The organism is Neorhizobium sp. LMR1-1-1.1 (assembly GCF_040675795.1).
Lineage (GTDB): Bacteria > Pseudomonadota > Alphaproteobacteria > Rhizobiales > Rhizobiaceae > Neorhizobium > Neorhizobium cellulosilyticum.
Window position 1 is genome coordinate 16,696 of record NZ_JBEGHE010000021.1, and the last position, 15,879, is coordinate 32,574.

At 60.2% G+C, this 15,879-nt stretch carries 16 protein-coding genes; 9 read left to right on the plus strand and 7 right to left on the minus strand.

Annotated features, from left to right (window positions below; all coding sequences use genetic code 11):
• Window positions 1-46: 46 nt before the first annotated feature.
• The 6 genes from MRBLMR1_RS11815 to MRBLMR1_RS11840 form a co-directional block, all read right to left on the minus strand.
• A complete protein-coding gene (locus tag MRBLMR1_RS11815; protein ID WP_500064772.1) occupies window positions 47-1,945 on the minus strand; it encodes a nitric oxide reductase activation protein NorD in 1,899 nt (632 codons plus the stop codon).
• 12 nt (window positions 1,946-1,957) lie between these two features.
• Window positions 1,958-2,761, minus strand: coding sequence for a CbbQ/NirQ/NorQ/GpvN family protein (locus tag MRBLMR1_RS11820; protein WP_206827665.1), 804 nt, complete (start codon window positions 2,759-2,761; stop codon window positions 1,958-1,960).
• Between the two features lie 69 nt (window positions 2,762-2,830).
• A complete protein-coding gene (locus tag MRBLMR1_RS11825; protein ID WP_404946077.1) occupies window positions 2,831-4,177 on the minus strand; it encodes a cbb3-type cytochrome c oxidase subunit I in 1,347 nt (448 codons plus the stop codon).
• Between the two features lie 28 nt (window positions 4,178-4,205).
• Complete coding sequence (locus MRBLMR1_RS11830; protein WP_148144240.1) at window positions 4,206-4,658, minus strand: c-type cytochrome; 453 nt, start codon at window positions 4,656-4,658, stop codon at window positions 4,206-4,208.
• Between the two features lie 160 nt (window positions 4,659-4,818).
• On the minus strand, window positions 4,819-5,070 hold the full coding sequence (locus MRBLMR1_RS11835; RefSeq protein WP_500064773.1) for a cytochrome C oxidase subunit IV family protein: 252 nt from the start codon (window positions 5,068-5,070) through the stop codon (window positions 4,819-4,821).
• A gap of 26 nt (window positions 5,071-5,096) precedes the next feature.
• Window positions 5,097-5,666 carry a cytochrome c oxidase subunit 3 gene (locus MRBLMR1_RS11840; RefSeq protein ID WP_206827670.1) on the minus strand — a complete coding sequence of 190 codons (570 nt, stop codon included), beginning with the start codon at window positions 5,664-5,666 and terminating at the stop codon, window positions 5,097-5,099.
• A gap of 105 nt (window positions 5,667-5,771) precedes the next feature.
• On the opposite strand from MRBLMR1_RS11840, the gene MRBLMR1_RS11845 reads away from it, so the two are divergent.
• The 9 genes from MRBLMR1_RS11845 to MRBLMR1_RS11885 all read left to right on the plus strand — a co-directional run bounded on the left by MRBLMR1_RS11845 (window position 5,772) and on the right by MRBLMR1_RS11885 (window position 14,664).
• Window positions 5,772-5,927, plus strand: coding sequence for a hypothetical protein (locus MRBLMR1_RS11845; RefSeq protein WP_206827671.1), 156 nt, complete (start codon window positions 5,772-5,774; stop codon window positions 5,925-5,927).
• A 13-nt stretch (window positions 5,928-5,940) separates the two neighbouring features.
• Window positions 5,941-6,417 carry a hemerythrin domain-containing protein gene (locus tag MRBLMR1_RS11850; protein WP_500064774.1) on the plus strand — a complete coding sequence of 159 codons (477 nt, stop codon included), beginning with the start codon at window positions 5,941-5,943 and terminating at the stop codon, window positions 6,415-6,417.
• Window positions 6,414-7,097, plus strand: a complete 684-nt coding sequence (locus MRBLMR1_RS11855) for an NnrU family protein (protein ID WP_500064775.1) — start codon at window positions 6,414-6,416, stop codon at window positions 7,095-7,097. Before MRBLMR1_RS11850 ends, MRBLMR1_RS11855 begins: the two co-directional genes overlap by 4 nt.
• Window positions 7,098-7,301: 204 nt before the next feature.
• Window positions 7,302-9,578, plus strand: coding sequence for a TonB-dependent receptor family protein (locus tag MRBLMR1_RS11860; RefSeq protein WP_500064776.1), 2,277 nt, complete (start codon window positions 7,302-7,304; stop codon window positions 9,576-9,578).
• A 98-nt stretch (window positions 9,579-9,676) separates the two neighbouring features.
• Window positions 9,677-10,696, plus strand: a complete 1,020-nt coding sequence (locus tag MRBLMR1_RS11865; RefSeq protein ID WP_500064777.1) for an ABC transporter substrate-binding protein — start codon at window positions 9,677-9,679, stop codon at window positions 10,694-10,696.
• Window positions 10,697-10,704: 8 nt separating this feature from the next.
• Window positions 10,705-11,514, plus strand: a complete 810-nt coding sequence (locus tag MRBLMR1_RS11870; RefSeq protein ID WP_148144246.1) for an ABC transporter permease — start codon at window positions 10,705-10,707, stop codon at window positions 11,512-11,514.
• Window positions 11,511-12,257, plus strand: coding sequence for an ABC transporter ATP-binding protein (locus MRBLMR1_RS11875; RefSeq protein ID WP_148144247.1), 747 nt, complete (start codon window positions 11,511-11,513; stop codon window positions 12,255-12,257). Before MRBLMR1_RS11870 ends, MRBLMR1_RS11875 begins: the two co-directional genes overlap by 4 nt.
• Before the next feature lie 5 nt (window positions 12,258-12,262).
• The gene (locus MRBLMR1_RS11880) at window positions 12,263-13,474 is read left to right on the plus strand and encodes an NnrS family protein (RefSeq protein ID WP_500064778.1); all 1,212 of its coding nucleotides are present in this window, start codon (window positions 12,263-12,265) and stop codon (window positions 13,472-13,474) included.
• Window positions 13,475-13,476: 2 nt separating this feature from the next.
• Entirely contained in the window at window positions 13,477-14,664 is a 1,188-nt protein-coding gene (locus tag MRBLMR1_RS11885) for an NnrS family protein (RefSeq protein ID WP_500064779.1), read from the plus strand.
• A gap of 83 nt (window positions 14,665-14,747) precedes the next feature.
• Here the strand turns inward: MRBLMR1_RS11885 and MRBLMR1_RS11890 are convergent, their stop codons facing one another.
• Entirely contained in the window at window positions 14,748-15,791 is a 1,044-nt protein-coding gene (locus MRBLMR1_RS11890) for a LacI family DNA-binding transcriptional regulator (RefSeq protein ID WP_500064780.1), read from the minus strand.
• Between the last annotated feature and the right edge of the window lie 88 nt (window positions 15,792-15,879).

Genomic DNA, 15,879 nt, shown 5'->3' on the forward strand with positions numbered 1-15,879 from the left:
CCGGCCTTCGGGTAAGGCCGGGTCCTCGCTGGAGTCGGTTGGGGGATTAACCGACCAGCCCGCGATAGATGGCCGGAAGTGCCGAAGGCAGCTTGCGGATATCCGGCACGACAGAAAATCCATGCTGACCGAAAATCGCCGGCACATAGGATTTGGCATCCTGATCGACGGTAACCCCGAACACCTGCGCACCCTTGCGACGCGCCTCGATCACCGAACGCCGCGTATCCTCCAGCGCGAACCGGCCTTCGTAGTGATCGACATCATTGGGCTTGCCGTCGGTCAGCACCAGCATAAGGTGCTTACGGTTGGGCTGTTCGGACAGTTTTGCCGCCGCATGGCGAATGGCAGCGCCGATACGGGTGTAATAGCCCGGTTTCAGCGAGGCGATACGGCGGCGCACAGCTTGGTTCATCGGCTCGTCGAATGCCTTGATGGTTTCCACCCGCACCCAGTCGCGACGCCGCGAGGTAAATGTCAGGATGGAGTGGTTGTCGCCACAGGCGGAGAGGCCTTCCGTCAGCACCATCAGCGCTTCCTTCTCCACATCGAGAACACGGCGGTCGTTGAACCAGGAATCAGTAGACAGCGACACATCGACCAGCAGCGTTACCGCCAGATCATGCGCCTGCGGGCGGCTCATCAGATGGATGCGGTCCGAGCATTCGCCGCTGGCCTTCAAGTCGGTGCGGCTGCGCACCACGGCATCCAGATCGAGATCGGAACCATCGAACTGGGCGCGCAGCATTTCACGTTTCGGCCGCATCACCTCGAACTGCCGTCGCACCCGGCGAATGAGGTTTTTGACCTGCTCGGACTGCTGGAAGTCCTCGCCCTCCAGCGGAGCCGGACCGGCAAACACCCGGCAATGATCGAGCATATAGACGCCGCGACGATAATCCCATTCCGGATAGGTGAGTTCAGCGACAAGAGGCGTATGCACCAGCGCTTCCGGCGGCAGGTCGAGATCGAAACGGAATTTTGCCGATGGTCGCCCCTTTCGCTCGCCGAGCGTCATCTCGTCCAATTCGTCGGCAGCCGCCGCGTCATGATCGTCGCTATCGTCACCGGGGCGATCGACATTAACCATCTCCGCCATGGCGAGGATTTTTTCGAAACGGTTGAGGATAAAAGGGCTGCGCTCGCCTTTCCTCTGAGAATCCTTTTCGCGCACGGCGATATGGCGGCCACCCGCCATGGCATCCTGCGTTGCGCCACCGGCGGGACGATCCTCCTCCTGCCGCGGTTCCGCCTCCTCCCGCGAAAACACATCCGGCCAGAGCGGCACCGGCAGCATTGGCAAATAACCGGGCGGCGCCTTCAGCGGCCACGGCCCCGCTTGGTAAAGCGGCGCAAGACCGGCGCCATGCCGCAACAGATCGCTGATGCGATTTTCCACCATCTGCTCGATACGCGGCAGCTTTCCGCGCTGGCGTTGTTCGATCAGCGACAGACAGAGATTTTGATAACGCGGCATCAATCCTGGGAAGGCTTCAAGCACATCCTCCACCCGGTGCGCCGCCTGTTCAAGCAGTGCAAGATCGCGGCGAAGCGGATCGATTTCATGGATCGGCGAAAGATCCATCCGCGCCATGACCGCCGCGAGCCACAGATAGAGATCGCGGTTGAGATCGCGCTGCGGCATCAGGTCTAGCACCGGCGGCAACATCAACGATGCCTCGTCGCGGGCCGGGTGGACGAGCTTTTCTTCTCCCAAACCCATGCGCTGGCGAAGTTTCAGGCGATGCGCGGATGCCTTGCCCCGGGAGGGAACGAGCTGTACCGCCCGCTCGCCACCGAAACCACGGAAGCAGACGGAGATCACCGGAAGCAGCTCGTCCAGCTTCACCGCCGCCGCCTCATATCGCGGCCAGGTGCGGGTATTGCCGGCAAAATTGTGCCAGGCGCGCCCCACGGTTTCTTCGAGCTCGAGAAAATCCAGCATCGCGTCCTCCCCTTAGCGGATTACCGCCTGCATCAGTTCGAGAAGCGCCGAGCGCACATCCTGCTCATCAGTCAGCGGCTCGATCATCGCAGAGCGCACCGCATCACGCGGTTCAAGGCCGGCATCGATCAGGCTTGCGCAATAGACCAGGAGACGGGTGGAAACGCCCTCTTCCAGATCATGGCCCTTCAGGGCCCGCAGCCGGCGAGCGAGTTCGACCAGCGGTTCGACCCGCGCCGCATCAAGACCGCTTTCCTCAACTACGACCTCGATCTCGCGTGCCTTGGGCAGAAAATCGAACTCGATCGCCACGAAACGCTGGCGTGTCGAGGGTTTGAGCGTTTTCAACAGGCTCTGGTAACCGGGATTGTAGGAAACGACGAGCATGAACGAACCCGGCGCTTCCAGCTGTTCGCCGGTGCGCTCCAAGGGCAGAATGCGGCGGTCGTCGGTCAAGGGGTGAAGCACGACCGCAACATCCTTGCGGGCTTCAACCACTTCATCGAGGTAACAAATGCCGCCATCGCGCACCGCCCGCGTCAACGGACCATCGACCCACACTGTATCGCCGCCCTTCAGCAGATAACGGCCGGTAAGGTCGGCGGCGGCGAGATCGTCATGGCAGGACACGGTGGTCAAAGGCAGGCCGAGCTTTGCCGCCATATGGCTGACAAAGCGGGTCTTCCCGCAACCGGTCGGGCCTTTCAGCAGTAGAGGCAGCTGGCGTGTCCAGGCGGTTTCGAACAGGGCGCATTCATTGCCAGCCGGCGCATAGGCCGGGATCTGGGAGGTCGAGTGACGCAGATGCATGTTCATCGGAGATTTCCTTAAGGATGAAAGGATAATTCCCGGCCCGCGCTTCAGGATCGCGAGCCGGGAAGTCACTCATTCGGCCGGCTCAGCGATGCCGCTAATCGCCGGGACGCGATCCTTGCCGGGTACAAGAGTGGCCCAGACAAACATCAGTGCCGAGATGAGGACGAAGACGCCGGAGCCCAGGCGGACCCAGTAGAAAAGCGCCAACTGGTCCTGCACGTCCATGTAGCCTTCGCCCAGCACGCGCTGCAGATGAACTTGCAGGACACCCGCAAAGGTGAGCGCGAAGGTCATCACCGACATGGCCGTGCACATCATCCAGAAAGACACCATGGACAGCCACTGGTTATAGGGCTTGCGGCCACGGATTTCCGGAACGGCATAGGCCATGATGGCAAGGTTGAGCATGACATAGGCACCGAAGAAGGCGAGATGGCCATGTGCTGCAGTCACCTGTGTGCCGTGGGTATAATAGTTCACCGAGGACAGTGTGTGCAGGAAACCCCAGACGCCGGCACCGAAGAATGCCATGACCGAGCAACCGATCGACCATAGAAGAGCGGCGCGGTTCGGATGCTTGCGTCCGGCCTTCCATGTCATCACGAAGGTGAAGATGACCATGGTGAAGAAGGGTGCGACTTCGAGCGTCGAAAACAGCGAACCGATCCACTGCCAGTAGCCCGGGGCGCCGATCCAGTAATAGTGGTGGCCGGTGCCGAGAATGCCGGAAAACAGCGCCAGGCCGACAATGACATAGAGCCACTTCTCGACCACTTCGCGGTCGATCCCGTTGAGCTTGATCATCAGGAAGGCCAGGACCGAGGCCATGATCAGCTCCCACACGCCTTCGACCCACAGGTGGACGACATACCACCAGTACATCTTGTCGAGCGCGAGGTTGGCCGGATTGTAGAAGGAAAACAGGAAGAAGATCGCGATGCCCCAGAGACCGAAGATCAGGATATTGGTGACGACGGTCTTGCGGCCCTTCAGCGATGTCATGGTGACATTGAAGAGGAACATCAGGCAGACGATGACGATGCCGACCTTGATGGCAAAGGGCTGTTCGAGGAATTCGCGTCCCTCATGGATCTTGAACATGTAGCCCACGACGGCAACGGCCGCGGCGATGAGAAAGATCCAGAACTGCGCAATTGCCAGCTTTGGGCTATAGAGTTCGGTTTCCGCCTCTTCGGGAAGCAGATAGTAGGTTGCCCCCATGAAACCGATCAGCAGCCAGACGATCAGCGCATTGGTATGGATCATCCTGACGATGTTGAACGGCAGAAGTTCGGAAAGAGTGTTTGGCATGACATAGATCGTGCCGGCCAGAACGCCGAACAGCACCTGCGCCAGGAAGAGGCCGATCGCGCCGTAGAAATACAGCATCGCGACCTTTTGAGTTTGGTATTTCATCGCATGTTTCTCCTTGGGTCCGAGCTCATCAACCGGCGTCGTTCGGCGGCCATTTCTGGGTGTTGATCTTGCTCGTCCATTCGAGGAAGTCGGCGAGGTCGTTCAGTTCCTGTTCGGTCAGGTTGAACTGCGGCATCTGGCGCCGCCCCTCGATGCCCGAGGGCTGCGCCGCCATCCAGGCCTTCAGGCTGTCGCGGGCGCTTTCCGGGTCGTCCTTGCCGCCATAACGAACCCAGACATTGCCCAGCTCGGGCGCGAAATAGGCCCCTTCCCCCAACAAGGTGTGACAGTTGATGCAGGCGTTTCTTTCCCAGACATGCTTGCCGCGGGCAACGCTGTCGGTGAGCGCCGTTTCATCCGTCGAGGTCGTGCGGATGTACCAGTGACTATGGGCTGTCAGCCCCACGAAAATCGCGAAGAAGAATATGGACCCGCCGTAAAAGACGTTGCGGGCTCCGGTCTTGGTGAGGCGTTCTGCCATACCTTACGTCCTCTCATCTGACGCAGTCAGTGACCACGGCTCGAAATCCCCCGCCATGTTACGGCCGGACGATCACCTCGCCGGCCATGCGGGACGTCCTCTTTCTATTGTTCGGGGAAAAGCCTTCTTTGTGCATTGGCAAAGAAGGGAGCGGTTTGGCTTAGGTGAGATATGAAACTAGAAGCGGCCGCGCCAGGGCCACAAGAAGCAACAGGGCGCACCATGCCAACAGTGAGAGTGCCATGCCACGCTGGCCATGACGCAGTTCCATGAAGTCGAGAATGACGAACCGCGCCTTGACGAAAGCGATCAACAGCACGGTACCGATGGCGATCGGGTTTCCGTCAGAGAGAGCCGCGATCGTGGCACCACCGATAGCCAGAATAAGAACGAGAATGAATGTCCCAAGCATTGGGAAACGGGTGTCATGCACATCGTTCAAACCAGATAGATGATCGGGAACATTACCAGCCAGACAAGATCGATCGCGTGCCAGAGTGTGGCGATGAGAAGGATATTGCCCCGCGCCGGTCGCCACGCGACGAGAAGCAGGACGAAGCTGCCGAAGACGACATGGAGAAGATGAAACCCGGTAATGAGAAAATAAAGCTGGAAAAAATAGGAGAAGGTCGCATCGAAAGAATAACGGAACTCGGCGGCGTATTCGATACATTTGATCACGACGAACAGAAACCCGAAGGCCGCGGCCAGGCAAAGTGGAATCCGCGCTGTTGAAGGCGACGCCCGCCGCCGTGCCGCAATCGCGGCCTGCCAGCCGCTGGTTAAAAGCACGAGAGTGTTTGCCGCCGCAAGGCCGGGGTTTAGGTGAATGCGGGCGACCGCAAAGTCGTCTGCGTGTATGCCTGACATGATGAGAAATGCCGTGAGCAGAATGCCGAAGGCGACAAGTTCACTCCAGACCAGAATCCAGAGGAGCAGCACATCTTCATCGACAGCCGCTTCATGGGACGTCTGATGCAGCGCGCCACCTGATATCTCGTTTTGCATGGTCATGCCCGACGATAGGCGTCGCGAAAATGCCCTTCTTTGCGCTTCGGCAAAGAGAATTGCGCATCACCAAGGCATGGTGGGAGCATCGAAAGGAATTCTATCATGACGGATGCACAGGTCGGCCTCCTCGTCGCCACACCCATCATCATCGGCTTCGCGCTCACCCTGCAGCGCATGGGTGTGCTTCAGCGCACCGGCACGCTTTCGGCAGTTGCAGCCTCGGTCATCATCGCCGGCATTCTGTTCCTGCAACAATAAGGGAAGAAGCGTCATGACAGTCTCAGTCACTCCACTGAACGCACCGGATATTCGCCGGCTCGAAACCAATCACCAGCAGCTCCTCAGTCTGAGCCTTCAGCTCGAGCAGGCTATGGAAGAGATTGGAACCGATCCGAAATACTTCGATCTGCAACGCCTTTCCAATTCCATATTCCTGCTGCTCAGGGAAGCGCATGATCTGGAGGAGCGGGTTCTATTTCCCGGCTTTGACCATCGCGCAGGTTCGTGTTTTTCGGTCATGATTATCGAACATTTGAAGGCCGAGCACCGTTACGACAGACTGGCGGGAGAAGAGTTGCGGCTGACCCTCACGGCGCTTTCCGAAGGCCGGTGCGCCCTTCCCCTCGACACGATAGCAAGAATGCTACGTAGCTTCCTGGAGTGCCTGCGCCGCCACGGCTCCACCGAGAAACTGATGATGGAAGCCCTGTTGGCCGCAGAGGCGGAAGAGCGGGAGATTTTCGCTTGAGCCAGCTTTTTCTCGCGCTGATCGCATTCATATTGTTGCATTCGGTACCGGCACTCCCACCGGTCCGTAACGGCGCAATCGCTATTTTCGGCCGAAAAACCTATCTCCTGATCTATTCGGTCGTCTCGACTCTGCTGCTCGTCTGGGTGTTCCATGCCGCTTTGAACACGCCCTATGTAGAATTGTGGGGGCCATCCGGCAGCCACGCGACAGCAGCACTGGTGCTCGCTCCGATTGGCATATTTCTCGTCCTTGCCGGCCTTTTCACACCCAACCCCGCCTCGATAACCTTCCGGCACGGTGATCGACCGGGCGCCCTTGTCGCGGTCACGCGCCATCCGGTTCTGTGGGGTTTCCTCTTCTGGTCTGGTGGTCACGTGATTGCGAATGGCGACCTGCGGTCTCTCATCCTCTTTGGCGGACTTGGCCTATTTTCCGCAGCCGGTTTCCTGATGCTGGACAGGCGCGCGAAGCGTCGGCTTGGCCAGGGCTGGAGCACATTTTGCGCGGACCATCCGCTGCTGCCTCTGGCCACATTCGCGACCGGCAGAAAAAGGATCAAGGTCGATGCCCCGATGGCGCTTGCATTTGCACTGACAGCGGCAATGACCCTCTGGCTTCTCCTCGGCGGCCATGCCCTTTTGTTCGGCGCCGATCCGCTGAGTATGGCTACCATATAGAACGTCCTGACGAAGGTCGGTTTGTCAGCCTTGTTTGCGCTCCGACAAAGAAGCCGGACCGGCGCTCAATTAACGCTGGCTACATGACATTTGCGCCTGTGCTCCTTCCCCAAGAATTCCCCTCGCTCTGTCCGTAGCCACCTCGCGGCGCCTGATGGCGCACGGGCGTGGCATCCAAAACATGCAGTCCGGGGGCCTTTCATCATGTCCATTACACAAGAGCGCGTCGTCCAGACACCGCTCATGCGAAACGCTGGCGTCAAGCGTTTCGCAAGCCATACGCTCATTCTCCTTATTACCTCCACGTCGCTCAGCCAGACAGCGCTGGCGCAATCCGCGGTGCCAGGTTCGTCAACCGCACTTGAGCCGATCGTTCTGGAATCCGGGCAGAAAACGACTACCGGCTGGTCCAATGGCGTGATGGACAGGATGGCCGGCGGCGTCACGCTGGTTCAGGCCGACAGCTGGCAAGGTGTGATTGCGCCGACCCTGTCGGATGTTTTGGCTGGAGTTCCGGGCGTCGTGGTGCAGGATTTCTTCGGCGCCAACGACCAGCCGCGCATCCAGATCCGCGGCTCCGGCCTGCAGCAGAACCCGGTCGAGCGCGGCATCCTGATGCTGCATGACGGCCTGCCGATCAACCGCGCCGACGGCTCCTATATTGTCGGGCTTGCCAATCCCTCGACCGCGCAGGGCGTGGAAGTCTATCGTGGCTACATGGCGAACCGGCTCGGTGCCACCGTGCTCGGCGGCGCCATGAACTTCATGTCACCACCGATCACCGGCGCGCCCGGCGTCGAGATTAGCACCGGCGGCGGAAGCTTCGGCCAGGTCGGCGGCACGGCGCGCGCCAATTTCGGCGATGAAAGCCTCGGCGCCTCGATCTATGCCGATGCGACACGACGAGACGGCTTTCGTGACTACAATTCGTCCGAGCGCGTGAGTTTCGGCGGCAGCTTCGTCGCCGAGCTTTCCGACGTCGTGACCACCCGCGTGTTCTTCGATTACACCGATCTCGGTTTTGACGTCGCCGGCCCGATCAACAAGGCGGCGCTCGACAGCGATCCGAGCCAGGTTTCGGCAGGCCCGGTCATCGTCGGTGGTGTCGCCACCAATCCCGGCCCCAATGTGCTGCGCGACAAGCCGCGCCGGGATGCAACGCAGGTGATGCTCGGTTCCCGTACCACGATCGATCTCGGCGAACACCGCATCGATCTCGGCCTCGGTTACACCCATACCGACGACAGCTTCCGTTTTCCGGTTTCCGCCGGCATTCGCGAAACGGTTGGCGGCGACCTGACGGGCATGGCCCGCTACAGCTATGCACCGGACGGATTTGGCGATCTGCCTTTGTTCGAAACCTCGGCGCTCTATACGATCGGCTCGGCGGACCGCCGTTATTACCTCAATGAATCCGGTACACGCGGCAGCCTGTTCGGTGAAAACGACCTCGACGCCTCGAGCCTGTCGCTGCATGCCGGTTTCAACATTCCGGTCGCCGACGGCTGGACAGTTTCGCCTGCCATTTCATACGCGCATGCCTCGCGGCGCAATAGCGATACCTATTCGTCGGCAACGCGTCCGACGATCGCCTACAATCCGATGAACCCGACGGTACGCCTGCCGAACGGCGCCATAACTGCGACTGATACCAGCTATGATCGCAGCTATACGGCCTGGAGCCCCAGCCTCGGCGTGACTTTCGAACCGTCCGCCGATCACATCTTCTTTGCCGCCATAAGCCGCAGCTTCGAACCACCGACCCATGACGATCTGCTGGCGACCATCAACGGTACCCCGAACAGCAGCCCCGGACGCCCGGCACCTGCGAACCCGTCTCTGCCCTCCAACGCCTTCATCACGCCCGCTCTAGAAGCTCAGACGGCAACGACACTCGAAGGAGGCTGGCGCGGCCAGACCGGTAGAGTCGGTTGGGACCTCACCACTTATTATTCCTGGATCGACAATGAGCTTCTGAGCCTGCGCGATGCGACCGGCGCACCCATTGGCGCCATCAATGCTGATCGAACCCGCCATTTCGGCATCGAGATCGGCCTATCCACTGATCTCACCGACCGTCTGACCGGACGGATTGCCTACACGTTCCAGGATTTCCGCTTCGTCGACGATCCGTTGCGCGGCGACAACTATCTTGCCGGCGCACCGCGCCACATCGTCAACCTGGCGCTCGCTTATCAGGCGACCGACGACTGGACGATTTCCACCAGCCTGAAATGGGTGCCGGACGAGACGCCGGTCGACAACATGAACACGTTATGGGCTGATCCTTACGCCGTGATCGATCTGAAGACCGAATACCGCATCAACGACAAACTCTCGATCTTCGGCGAGATCACCAATCTGTTCGACGAAAAATACGCTTCCTCGACGCTGGTGGTCGATCAGGCGACCGCGGGACAGGCCGCCTACATTCCGGGCGACGGTCGCGGCTTTTATGCCGGTCTCAGGAGCCGCTTCTGAAAATCCGCCCCTGTTGTCGCGCCGTTTCTTGCGCTTACGCAAAGAGCCGGCGTGATGACCGGATAAGATCCTTATCGCCCCCTTGGAAAGAATCCGTCGTGAACCTTTTTGCAAAACCCGAGAAGAATTCCAGCACCTTGAACGGCATCGACCGCCGCTCCCTGCTAAGGACGGCCGCAACTGCAGCGCTTGCGCTTCCGTTCGTCAGCCGCGTCAATGCCGCCGCACTCGATGAACTCGTGCTTTACGGACCTCCGGCCGGCCCTTCGATCACGCTTGCCTATGCCGTTGGCGCCGGCCTGCTGCGCGATGTCGCCGAGCGGGTTCGTTTCCGCATCTGGCGCACGCCGGACGAAATGCGCGCAGGCCTTACCTCCGGCACCATGCAGGCCGTGGTCATGCCGGTGACGGCAGCGGCAAACCTCAGCAACCGTGGCTTCGGCGTCAAGCTCGCCAATGTGATGACCAATGGCCTTCTCTATGTAATCTCGACTAACCCCGAAATTCGCAGCATTGCCGACCTGTCCGGCAGAGAAATCACCGTGCCCTTCCCCAACGATACGCCGGAACTGGTATTCGACGCCGTGCTGGCGCATCGCGGTCTGGCTGACAAGGTGAAGGTCAGCCGTTCCGGCTCCCCGATCGAGGCGATCCAGCTGCTTCTTTCCGGCCGGATCGAAACGGCACTGGTGCCAGAACCGGCCGCGACCGCGGCGATGATCAAGGCCTCGAGTACGAGCAAGACCGTCCATCGCGCAATAGACATGCAAAAGGAATGGGGCGCAGTGACAGGGCTTGCGGCCATCATGCCGCAGGCGGGACTGGCATTGGCGCCTGCCTTCCTGCGCGACGACCCGGAGAGGATCGCCCCCCTTCTCTCCGGTCTCGAAAAAGCGACAGCAGAGGTCGTTGCCAACCCGGCAGCCGCGGCTGGCCACGCCGCTTCGGCGCTGGAACTGCCCTGGCCGGTCATCGAAAAATCCGTGCCTTTCTCCAATCTCGTCGCAACGCCCGCAGCTAGGGCTCGCCCCGAGATCGAGGCGCTGCTTGAAGCTATCGCGAAGACCAACGCACCAATGATCGGCGGAAAACTACCCGACGACACGCTGTATCTGTGAGCCCAACCATGCCCTCACTTTCCGAGCGCGCCTCAAGAACGGGACAATTTCTCTGGTCCGGCTGGTCCGGCCTTGCGGGATTGAGCGTCTTTGCAGCCTTCTGGCAGGTGGCGCATGAAGCCTATGGCAGCTTCATCCTGCCCTCGCCGCTGGAAACGCTTGCCGCCGCGTGGGCCCTTCTGGGCGAGGCTTCCGCCTGGCAGCTTTTGCTCACCACCTCGTCACGCGCACTCTCGGGCTTCGCGCTTGCCGGTGTGATCGGCACCATGACCGGATGCCTTGCCGGGTTTCATCCGGCGATCCTGCGCCTCGTTCAACCGCAGATCACCCTGATGCTCGGCGTGCCGCCGATCGCCTGGATCGTGCTTCTGATGATCTGGTTCGGCACCGGTTCAGCGACGGTGACGACGACAGCTGCCGTCGCCTGCCTGCCAATCGTTTTTCTCGGTGCGGCGGAAGGTATCGCCAGCCGCGACAGGCTGCTTGACGACATGGCGCTCTCGCTCGGCATGGGGCGGGTTCGCAGACTTGTTCGCATCACCGTTCCGCAAATGCTGAACCGCCTCTTCCCGATCCTCGTCATGGCGCTCGGAACCGCTTTCAAGGCCGCCGTGATGGCCGAACTTCTCGCCAATGCCGGAGGGATCGGCGAAGCGCTTGCGGTCTCGCGTTCCAATCTCGACGTGGCGAACGCACTTGCCTGGATCCTGCTATCGGTAAGTGCACTGCTTGCCGTCGAATATGGGCTGATCCAGCCGACACGTTCCGAGCTGGAAGCATGGCGCCATGCCGCCCGGCCATGGGGTGTCAAGCGATGAGCGCCCTCACCCTCAACGACATCGGACACGCCTTTCTCGGCCGCACGGTTCTTGATCGGGTTACACTCGACATCGGCGAAGGCGAACTGGTGGCCCTGGTCGGGCCATCCGGTTGCGGCAAGAGCACGCTTCTGCATATCGCCGCCGGGCTTGTCGAACCGCGACATGGCCGCATCAACCGGACCTATGTACGACACGCAGTCGTGTTTCAGGAACCGAGGCTCCTGCCATGGGCCACGGCGCGCAAGAATATCGGCATGGCGCTTCCGGAAAGGCTCTCGGTTCGCGACCGTCACGATCGTATCCTCTCTGCAGCGGCAGCGGCCGCTCTTGAAGGCGAAGATCTCGACAAATATCCGGTCCAGCTTTCGGGCGGCATGAAGCAGCGAACCGCGATTGCCCGCGCGCTGGCAAGCGAAGCCGATTTTCTGTTTTTCGACGAGCCGTTTACCGCGCTTGACCCCGCGCTTCGCCGCCATATGCAGGATATCGTCATCGGCCATGTGGGCAGCGGCAAACGCGGCGGCCTCTTCATCACCCATGACATGGCAGAGGCCGTGCGGATCGCTCATCGGGTCGTCGCGCTGGACCGGCGCGGAAACGGAATATCAGGGAAGCGTCACATATCGCTCATGCCTGGAGAACGTGACGAGCGGATGGTTTTCGAGACCGTTCAGCACTTCATGAAGCAAGACCCGCTGTTTCGACATGTTGAGGAACTCGACGAACGGAGGGCGGGATGACGGTGATGCCCTTTGATACAACTTCGGGATGGCGCAATATCCTGCGGGCCGCGACCGCCGAAGGGCTGCGGTTGTTCTTCCCGATTGCCGCTTTGCACACAGCTCTCTGGCCACTGCTTTGGGTCGCAGGCTGGCAACTCGGCCTGCCCTTCGCTCACAACACCCTGCCGGCCCACTGGCATGCCCAGGAAATGCTGATTGGATCGTTCGGAGCCGCATTGCTCGGGTTTCTCACCTCGGCTTTGCCGGAATGGACGGATACGAAGGGATTTTCGGGAAGGCCACTGCTCATCCTCGCAGGTCTGTGGACTTCAGCCCGGCTCATCGGCCTGTTCGGCATTGACGCCGCAATCCTTCTCGGCGGCATTTTTGATCAGATATGGCTGGTTTTCCTTGTTGGTTACGCTGCCTGTCTGGGTTGGAAAAAACGGACGATGGCGCTGACCGGCTTCGTCCTGCTGCTCGCGACATTGGCAATCGCCGCCGGCCTACTGCGTTTTTCCATGCTTACGGATGCCTATGATCTGGCCGAGCGCGCTATAAGGCTCATGCAATATGCCTTTCTCGGTCTTCTCGGTCTGGCGCTGGCCCGCATCAGCGTGCCGATTACCAACCGCGTTCTCGATCCAAGTGAGGAAACCTCGCCGTACCGGCCGCATCCGGGCCGGATCAATCTCGCGCCGGGGCTTGCAGGACTGCTGATCGCCGCCGAGTTTTCGGGGTTTTCCGATGCTGTTTGCGGTTACCTGGTACTGGCGACGGGCGCTGCCTTTCTCGACCGCGTCGCCGAAGGTTTTATCGGTCGGGAAGGCTGGACGTTCGAGGTCGCAGGCCTCTGGCTGTCCAGCCTGCTTGCCGGCCTGGGCCTTCTCCTCATCGGCCTTGGCAGGATCGGCGTCGATATCCCGACGCTCGGGGGCCTGCACCTGATGCTGATGGGTGGTCTTGGCCTCGGTGTGCTGCAGGTCCTGTCGATCGCCGGTCTGTTGCATACCGGCCAGCCACTCGGTTTTTCGCGCCCCACCCGCGCTGCCATTCTCTGCCTTCTAACTGCTGTGGCGCTGCGTGTCACACCGGAGTTCTGGCCATCTCTCATCCTGCCCGGTGGGCAATATGGCCCGTCTGCCCTCGCCTGGGCTGCCGCCTTCCTTCTCTGGCTTTACGCCTATATTCCCCTCTTGTGGTCAACCACCACAATCGACCAGGACAGATGTTGACCATGTCGAACACCTCCGCCCCGAAAATCCGTCTTTCAAACCTCGCGCTCGAAGGCTTTAGACCGTTCTTTCTGTTCGGCGCACTTTATGCTGCACTGTCGATCCTGCTCTGGGTGCCTTGGTATCTCGGTTTTCTGCATGTGCCGACGGCACTGTCGCCGATCGCATGGCACCAGCATGAACTTCTGTTCGGTTATGTGCCCGCGATTATCGCTGGCTTCCTACTGACAGCCATGCCGAACTGGACCAAACGCAAACGGTTGACCGGCACGCCGCTCGTTCTTCTGTTTGCCGTCTGGCTAGCGGGACGGCTGGCGACCTTCCTCTCGGAATATACCAGCCTCACCGCCGCAAGCGTCATCAACCTCGCCTTCCTGGTCGTGCTCGGCCTTTATGCGCTACGCGAAGTCGTGGCAGCCAGAAACAAACGTAATTACAAACTGGCGGCCGTGATCGGCCTGATCGCGGCAGCGCAGGCGCTTTTCCTTTATGAATTTTCCCGCTTCGCCCATGTCGATGTCGCGGGACGCCTTGCCATATCCGCCATCATCCTGATGATCGCTATCGTCGGCGGCCGCATCATTCCCACCTTTACCGGCAACTGGCTAAGAAAGAATAATCCCGGCCGCGAGCCGCCACCCTTCGGTCGTTTCGATCTTTTCGTAATGGTGATCTCGACCATAGCGCTTGCCACTTGGCCGCTGGCGTCGCACTGGGACGCTCTGGCAAAACCGGCTGCAATCCTGATGCTGCTCGCCGGTACTCTTCAACTGGTCCGACAGGCGCGCTGGTGTCCCGAACGCACGCTCTACGAACCGCTCGTCACCATTCTCCACGTCGCCTTCCTATTCGTGCCACTTGGCTTTGTCTTGACCGGCATCGCCCTGCTTGCCTATGATTCAAGCTTCGCCTCGGCCGGTATCCATGCCTGGACATCGGGGGCGATCGGCACCATGACGCTCGCGGTTATGACCCGCGCAACCCGTGGCCACTCCGGTCAGGCGCTGCATGCGCCGGCTTCGACGGTTTTCGTCATCTACCTGCCAATCGTTATCGCTGCCGCACTACGCATCGCTGCAGCGCTTGCGCCACAATACACGATGTTGCTTCTGCCGCTCGCCGGTCTGCTCTGGGTTCTAGCCTTCTGCGGCTACGCGATTTTCTATGGCATTTACATAATGTCCAAATAGCGTCAATGCATGTCGCGGGTCCAATCGCTCCGAGATCAATGCCTATGAAGGCCATTGTTTCCCGAACAATCAATTAGCAACGACTAAATAGTGCAAACCGAAGCACGCGAGACAAGCGAGACGCCGATGCCGACCCGCCGCGCAACGCGATCCGGCATCGCAGCTCGCTCAAGCAGCAGATCGACCGCCGTGCGGCCGACTTCCTGTCTGTCGATGCGGATCGAGCTGAGCGGAGGCGTTGAGTGACTACTCACAGGCAGATCATCGAAGCCGATAACCGAGATGTCATTGGGGACCGAGAGACCGGCCGCGGTCGCAGCCTGTATGACGCCGAGCGCCAACATGTCTGCAGCACAGACAAAGCCGGTATAATCCAGCCTGCCGGCCGCCAGCCTTTCCTCGACGGCACGTCGCGCATCGAGGCTCATCAGAGCCCGGCTCTGTGTGTCAATAAGGTGGATTTCGGGATCGAAAGTGATTCCGAAATCCGAAAGCGCATCACGAAAGCCGTCGAGCCGGAGCGCAAATGACACGCGCCAGGGATGCGTCACATGCGCAATCTTGCGATGCCCCTGCTCCAGTAGATGCCGTGCCGCCAACCACCCGCCGAAGTGATAGTCGGGCGACACGCTCGGGATCCGCATCCGGCGGTCGGCACCGTTGACAATCACGGCAGGACAGCCAAGTTCGCTAATCGCATCCAGCATTTCCGGCGTATCGATGCCAAGCACGATGAGACTTTCGGGGCGCTGCCGTCCAAACCAGCTTTCCTGGGCTAGCAGTGCTGGAACTTCGACGGAAGGAAGCAGCTCTACATTGGTGGCAATGCCGCGCCTTTCGGCTTCCTTCAATATCGAGTCGAGGATCTCGCCGTAAAACTGACCGCTCACCACGAACCGGTCGAAGGTGATGATCGTCGTGGACGCCACGTTATATGCGGGTTCCGGTGGCAGCTGGCGCTTCTGGTATCCGAGCCGGCGTGCCGTCTCAATGATTTGCGCTGCAACGCTCGGACTTACGCCACCACGTCTATTGAGCGCCTTGGATACAGTGCCAACCGAAACGCCGGCTGCAGCTGCAACATCGTGAAGTGTCGCCGTTGAAAGATACGAGTCTGGATCGCTCATCATTCACTTTGTCTCTGCGGTTCTTAACGCCCGCGATCGGTTCCGCGACAGAAGGTCTATCACGAAAATTTTCGGTATTAAAGCTGTG

Excerpts from the sequence above, each read along its gene's own strand:
- MRBLMR1_RS11815 (WP_500064772.1), bottom strand. The coding sequence starts at position 1,945 with ATGCTGGATTTTCTCGAGCTCGAAGAAACCGTGGGGCGCGCCTGGCAC.
- MRBLMR1_RS11820 (WP_206827665.1), bottom strand. The coding sequence starts at position 2,761 with ATGAACATGCATCTGCGTCACTCGACCTCCCAGATCCCGGCCTATGCG.
- MRBLMR1_RS11825 (WP_404946077.1), bottom strand. The coding sequence starts at position 4,177 with ATGAAATACCAAACTCAAAAGGTCGCGATGCTGTATTTCTACGGCGCG.
- MRBLMR1_RS11830 (WP_148144240.1), bottom strand. The coding sequence starts at position 4,658 with ATGGCAGAACGCCTCACCAAGACCGGAGCCCGCAACGTCTTTTACGGC.
- MRBLMR1_RS11835 (WP_500064773.1), bottom strand. The coding sequence starts at position 5,070 with ATGCTTGGGACATTCATTCTCGTTCTTATTCTGGCTATCGGTGGTGCC.
- MRBLMR1_RS11840 (WP_206827670.1), bottom strand. The coding sequence starts at position 5,666 with ATGCAAAACGAGATATCAGGTGGCGCGCTGCATCAGACGTCCCATGAA.
- MRBLMR1_RS11845 (WP_206827671.1), top strand. The coding sequence starts at position 5,772 with ATGACGGATGCACAGGTCGGCCTCCTCGTCGCCACACCCATCATCATC.
- MRBLMR1_RS11850 (WP_500064774.1), top strand. The coding sequence starts at position 5,941 with ATGACAGTCTCAGTCACTCCACTGAACGCACCGGATATTCGCCGGCTC.
- MRBLMR1_RS11860 (WP_500064776.1), top strand. The coding sequence starts at position 7,302 with ATGTCCATTACACAAGAGCGCGTCGTCCAGACACCGCTCATGCGAAAC.
- MRBLMR1_RS11870 (WP_148144246.1), top strand. The coding sequence starts at position 10,705 with ATGCCCTCACTTTCCGAGCGCGCCTCAAGAACGGGACAATTTCTCTGG.
- MRBLMR1_RS11875 (WP_148144247.1), top strand. The coding sequence starts at position 11,511 with ATGAGCGCCCTCACCCTCAACGACATCGGACACGCCTTTCTCGGCCGC.
- MRBLMR1_RS11880 (WP_500064778.1), top strand. The coding sequence starts at position 12,263 with ATGCCCTTTGATACAACTTCGGGATGGCGCAATATCCTGCGGGCCGCG.
- MRBLMR1_RS11885 (WP_500064779.1), top strand. The coding sequence starts at position 13,477 with ATGTCGAACACCTCCGCCCCGAAAATCCGTCTTTCAAACCTCGCGCTC.
- MRBLMR1_RS11890 (WP_500064780.1), bottom strand. The coding sequence starts at position 15,791 with ATGAGCGATCCAGACTCGTATCTTTCAACGGCGACACTTCACGATGTT.